The 5361-nt window shown below is 43.8% G+C and carries 4 protein-coding genes; 3 read left to right on the top strand and 1 reads right to left on the bottom strand.

From position 1 onward, the window contains the following. Window positions 1-1646: transcription termination factor Rho (gene rho, locus VIP81_RS29145; protein WP_331969996.1), on the bottom strand; the 1646-nt coding region annotated here is incomplete at its 3' end. Window positions 1647-2118: 472 nt separating this feature from the next. Between rho and asnS the strand changes: the two genes are divergently transcribed. From asnS to VIP81_RS29130, 3 genes are all read left to right on the top strand, one after another. Beyond that, window positions 2119-3558, top strand: coding sequence for an asparagine--tRNA ligase (gene asnS / locus VIP81_RS29140; RefSeq protein ID WP_331969993.1), 1440 nt, complete (start codon window positions 2119-2121; stop codon window positions 3556-3558). Between the two features lie 341 nt (window positions 3559-3899). After that, entirely contained in the window at window positions 3900-4436 is a 537-nt protein-coding gene (locus VIP81_RS29135) for a biopolymer transporter ExbD (protein ID WP_331969991.1), read from the top strand. A gap of 145 nt (window positions 4437-4581) precedes the next feature. Continuing rightward, window positions 4582-5361: isopenicillin N synthase family dioxygenase (locus tag VIP81_RS29130; RefSeq protein ID WP_331969988.1), on the top strand; the 780-nt coding region annotated here is incomplete at its 3' end.

Here is a 5361-nt window from a genome sequence, read left to right as displayed (position 1 = left end):
CCGCGCATATGTTGCAGCATGAAGTGCATAGACTCATCTGTATTCATATCACCGAGGTGATTACGCAGGATGTGGATACGTTTGAGAGAATCTTTATCCAGCAACAGGTCATCGCGACGGGTAGACGATGCAGAAACATCGATCGCCGGGAAGATACGTTTGTTAGCCAGTTTACGATCCAGCAACAGTTCCATGTTACCGGTACCTTTGAATTCTTCAAAGATTACTTCATCCATTTTAGAACCGGTGTCGATCAATGCGGTAGCCAGGATGGTTAATGAACCACCGTGTTCAATTTTACGGGCCGCACCGAAGAACTGTTTAGGTTTCTGCATAGCATTTGCTTCCACACCACCGCTCAATACTTTACCGGAAGCCGGTGCCACGGTATTGTGCGCTCTTGCCAAACGTGTAATGGAATCCAGCAGGATCACTACATCGTGGCCGCATTCTACCAGGCGTTTTGCTTTTTGCAGCGCGATAGCAGATACTTTCACGTGTTTTTCAGCTGGTTCATCGAAAGTAGAAGCGATTACTTCTGCCTTTACACTACGTTCCATATCTGTTACCTCTTCCGGACGCTCATCAATCAATACTACCATCAGATAAATTTCAGGATGGTTAGTAGCGATGGCATTGGCTACTTCTTTCAGCAGCATGGTTTTACCTACCTTAGGTTGCGCAACAATCAGTCCGCGCTGTCCTTTACCGATAGGCGTAAACATGTCCATGATACGCGTAGAGTAGTTATTGGAAGTGGTGGTTAACCGCAGTTTCTCAAAAGGAAACAGTGGGGTCAGGTAATCGAAAGGTACACGGTCGCGTACTTCTTCGGGTGATTTATTATTGATGGTTTCTACCTTCAGTAAAGCAAAGTACTTTTCACCTTCTTTAGGTGGGCGTACGGAGCCTTTCACGGTATCACCGGTTTTAAGACCAAAGAGTTTTATCTGGGAAGGAGATACATAAATATCATCCGGTGAACTGAGGTAGTTATAATCGGAAGAGCGGAGGAAACCGTAGCCATCGGGCATCATTTCCAGTACGCCTTCACTTACTATTACGCCATCAAATTCTATATTGAAAACTGGTTCTTTCTTGCTTGGGTAGCGGTTTTTCTGCGCTGCAGGTGCAATTGGAATTTCTCCGGGCACTACGAAATCATCGTCGTCATGTTCTTCTTCTTCCTCTGCGGCAGGGATAGATACCACTTCTTCTTCCTCTTCTGGTTCTTCATCTTCTGTAAAAGAAGGAATGATGATATCATCATCATCATCGAAGGTGAGAGAAGGAATGCTGTCCAGGTCTATCTCAAAATCTTTAATCTTAGGTTTTGCAGAATTTACCGGTGCTTCGTCCGCATCATGATCTTTTGATTTAGTACCGGTAGTTTTTTTAGCGACTGTTTTTTTAGCAGCTGGTTTTTCTTCAGCGTGAGCAGGTTCTTCAGCAACGTGGTTACCGTCTTCTTTCTTTACAGGTTTGCGTTTACGTGCTTTCTTTTCGTCTCCGTTGGCTTGGTTATCTTCTGAGGCTAATACTGCTTGTTTATCAAGAATTTTGTAGATAAGGTCCTGTTTGTTCAGTTTTTTTGCGTTGGGAACGTCCAGTTTCTCTGCAATATCAAGCAGCTCAGGAACGAGCATGTCGTTCAGTTGTAAGATGTCGTACATCATCTGTGTTGTCAAATTTTAGAAGTGTTGTGAGGCGGGTACCACTGCATACCAACATACACCAATTACAAATAATTGTTTTTGAGTCAATAAATTTAATTAGCTTATTAAATTTGATAGGGAATGATTGAGTTTAGGAACTGCTGATGAAGATGTGAAAATGAACTTAATCAGGCAGAATATACCGCAAGATTAAAACAAGTTTTACTATTATCCAAAAATATTTAGGGTATAATTGCCCCAAAGCGGCCTGTAATACAGTCTTCCCCGGGCTGTAAAAGACTGTCAGCGGGAAGCTTAAAACCCTGATTCTATTGATCATGAGCCAAGCTATCCAGTGATTTTTAACATTTCATTTGCAAAGAGGGTTCGGAAAAGGCGGGCCCCCGGACTATATACTATGAAGTTTTCCACTTATTTTTGCAGTCCTAAAATATAATATATTATGAGCCAAAGGGTGAAAGTCAAGCAAATCTTGTCAGACGACAAGGCGCATTACGAAGTAACGGTTAAGGGTTGGGTGCGTTCCTTCCGCAACAATCAGTTTATAGCGTTGAACGATGGCTCTACCAATAATAATTTACAAATAGTTATCAATACCGAAAATACAGATGCTGCGCTGCTGAAGCGCATCACCACCGGGGCTGCTATCAGCGCTACCGGAGAAATTATTCCATCTTTGGGTAAAGGTCAGAAAGTAGAACTGAAGGCGGTTACCCTGGAAATACTGGGTGACTGTGATCCGGAGAAATATCCGTTGCAACTGAAGAACAAGCCCAGCCTGGAATACCTGCGTGAAATAGCGCATCTGCGTTTCCGTACCAATACATTCGGCGCTATTTTCCGCGTACGTCATGCCCTCGCATTTGCCGTACACCGCTTCTTTAACGAACGTGGATTTGTGTATTTGCACACGCCAATTATCACCGCATCTGATGCTGAAGGTGCAGGTGAAATGTTCCGGGTAACCACACTGGACATGAAAAACCCGCCGCTGACAGAGAATGGAGAGATTGATTACAAAGAAGACTTCTTCGGTAAATCAACTAACCTGACGGTATCCGGACAGCTGGAAGGGGAACTGGGAGCGATGGCTTTCGGAGATATTTACACTTTCGGACCTACTTTCCGTGCAGAGAATTCCAACACAGCCCGCCACCTCGCTGAGTTCTGGATGATTGAGCCAGAAATGGCTTTCTATGAACTGGAAGACAATATGGATCTGGCGGAAGCATTCATTAAATCTGTGATTGGATATGTGCTGGATAACAACCGCGATGACCTCGACTTCCTGGCCAGCCGCCTGGTAGAAGAAGACAAGCAGAAACCACAGCTGGAACGCAGTGAAATGGGACTGATAGAAAAGCTGGAATTTGTACTGCACAACGAGTTTGTACGCATTACTTATACAGAAGCGATCGATATCCTGAAAAACAGCAAGCATAATAAAAACAAAAAGTTCCAGTACCTGATTGAAGACTGGGGCGCTGATCTGCAGAGCGAACACGAACGCTACCTGGTAGAAAAACACTTTAAGAAACCGGTGATCTTAACCGACTATCCTAAAGAAATCAAGTCTTTCTACATGAAGCTCAATGATGACGGCAAAACCGTAAGGGCAATGGATATCCTGTTCCCGGGCATTGGCGAAATGGTAGGTGGTTCTCAGCGTGAAGAAGACTACGACAAACTGGTAAAACGTATGGGTGAAATGCACGTGCCGGCAGAAGAATTAAGCTGGTACCTGGATACCCGTCGTTATGGTACTGCACCACACGCTGGTTTCGGCCTTGGTTTTGAACGCCTGATGCTGTTTGTTACCGGCATGACGAATATCCGTGATGTGATTGCATTCCCGAGAACACCGAAAAGTGCGGAGTTTTAAGCGAATTTTTGTCTTACTCAGGATGATACTGATTTAGATGATTTTCCCGATTTTGTTTTTTGGGATTTTATAAGATTAAAAAGATGAGCGAAGATTGATGTGAAACTCACATTAATTTTCGCTCATCTTTTTTTTGTTTAAATACCGTCTGGATAAGGTTTACAATAATATCCGCCTGATTATTTTCCATCTCCCGAAATCAAAAAAATAATATCCTGAAAATCATCTAAATCAGTATCATCCTGCGTAAGACAAAAATTCGCGTATGGAATTTTCCCAACATCGCATCTAATATCTGAAAGCGCTTTCAACCACTTTTCGTTTATCCTAAACCGTTAATGATGGCTGAAATAAATACTTCCGAAAAAAGCGGTGACCGCGGCACCCGTAGTAATAAAAAATCTACCCGTGTAGATATGACGCCCATGGTGGATCTGGGCTTTTTGCTGATCACTTTTTTTATGCTGACCACCACCATGGCGCAGCCTAAAACAATGGATCTGCTTATGCCCAAAGACGACGGCGATCCGATGTCGTTGCCTGCTAAAAAAGCGCTCACCGTTATCCTGGGACCTGATAATCGCATCGCCTGGTATGAAGGTATTGGCAACGACCCTGCTATGCCGCCACAGGTACACTATACCAGCTACGCCAATCATGCCGGCATCCGGGATGTTATCATCGATAAAAGAACCTCCGTACTTCAGGCATTTCATAAAAATGAATTGATGGTGCTGATCAAAGCAGATAAAAAATCGAACTACAAAAATGTGGTCGACATCATGGATGAGATGCTGATCAACCAGGTAGATCGGTATGCAGTGGTGGATATCACCCCTGCCGAAGAACAATACTTTGAAAGAGCTTTTAGCCATTAGCTTTTAGCTTTTAGCAAAATGCAGCGGAGATGGACATCCAGACTATGTTCTCCGCTGCATTTTGCTAAAAGCTAAAAGCTAATGGCTAAAAGCTGGTTCGCTCTTTTTCCCTACCTTTATCGCTCCAAAACAATAATATCAAGATATGGCAACAACCCACTCTATTCCCTCTGTGGATCTGGCGGACTTCACGTCGGGAGATGCAGAACGAAAGGCTGCCTTTGTGCAGCAGCTAGGGAAGGCTTACGAAGAAGTTGGTTTTGTAGCGGTAAAGAATCATGGGATTCCTGATGAGCTGATTGCGGACCTCTACAATTATGTGCAACAATTCTTTAAGCTCCCTTTTGATACCAAACATTTATACGAAATTCCGGAACTGGCTGGTCAGCGTGGCTATACCTCCTTTGGTAAGGAACACGCCAAAGGTTATGAAGCACCGGATCTGAAAGAGTTTTTTCAGTTTGGGCAAACGGTAGAAGATAATGATCCTATCGGTGCTGAATATCCGGAAAATGTGCAGGTAGCGGAAGTGCCTGAATTTACGCCTACTTTCTTTAAAGCGTATCGTGGGTTTGAGCAATCGGGGAAATACCTGTTGCAGGCCATCGCCTTATATCTTGGTTTAGACGAAAACTATTTTGACGATAAAATACATAATGGTAATTCCATCCTGAGAGCCATCCATTATCCACCCATTACCCAGGAGCCTAAATCTGCTATCAGAGCAGAACAACATGAAGACATCAACCTGATTACTTTGCTGGTAGGTGCTTCTGCAGATGGCTTACAGATCCTGGACAAACAGGAGAACTGGGTTCCGGTAACTTCTTTACCGGAACAAATTGTGGTAAATGTTGGGGATATGCTACAACGCTTAACCAATAACCGCCTGAAATCCACTACGCACCGGGTGGTAAATCCCCCG

This window comes from Chitinophaga sp. (assembly GCF_036566945.1).
Taxonomy (GTDB): domain Bacteria; phylum Bacteroidota; class Bacteroidia; order Chitinophagales; family Chitinophagaceae; genus Chitinophaga.
This window is presented reverse-complemented; position numbering and strand designations above follow the sequence as displayed.

Coding starts and splice junctions, on each gene's coding strand:
- asnS (WP_331969993.1), top strand. CDS start 2,119: ATGAGCCAAAGGGTGAAAGTCAAGCAAATCTTGTCAGACGACAAGGCG.
- VIP81_RS29135 (WP_331969991.1), top strand. CDS start 3,900: ATGGCTGAAATAAATACTTCCGAAAAAAGCGGTGACCGCGGCACCCGT.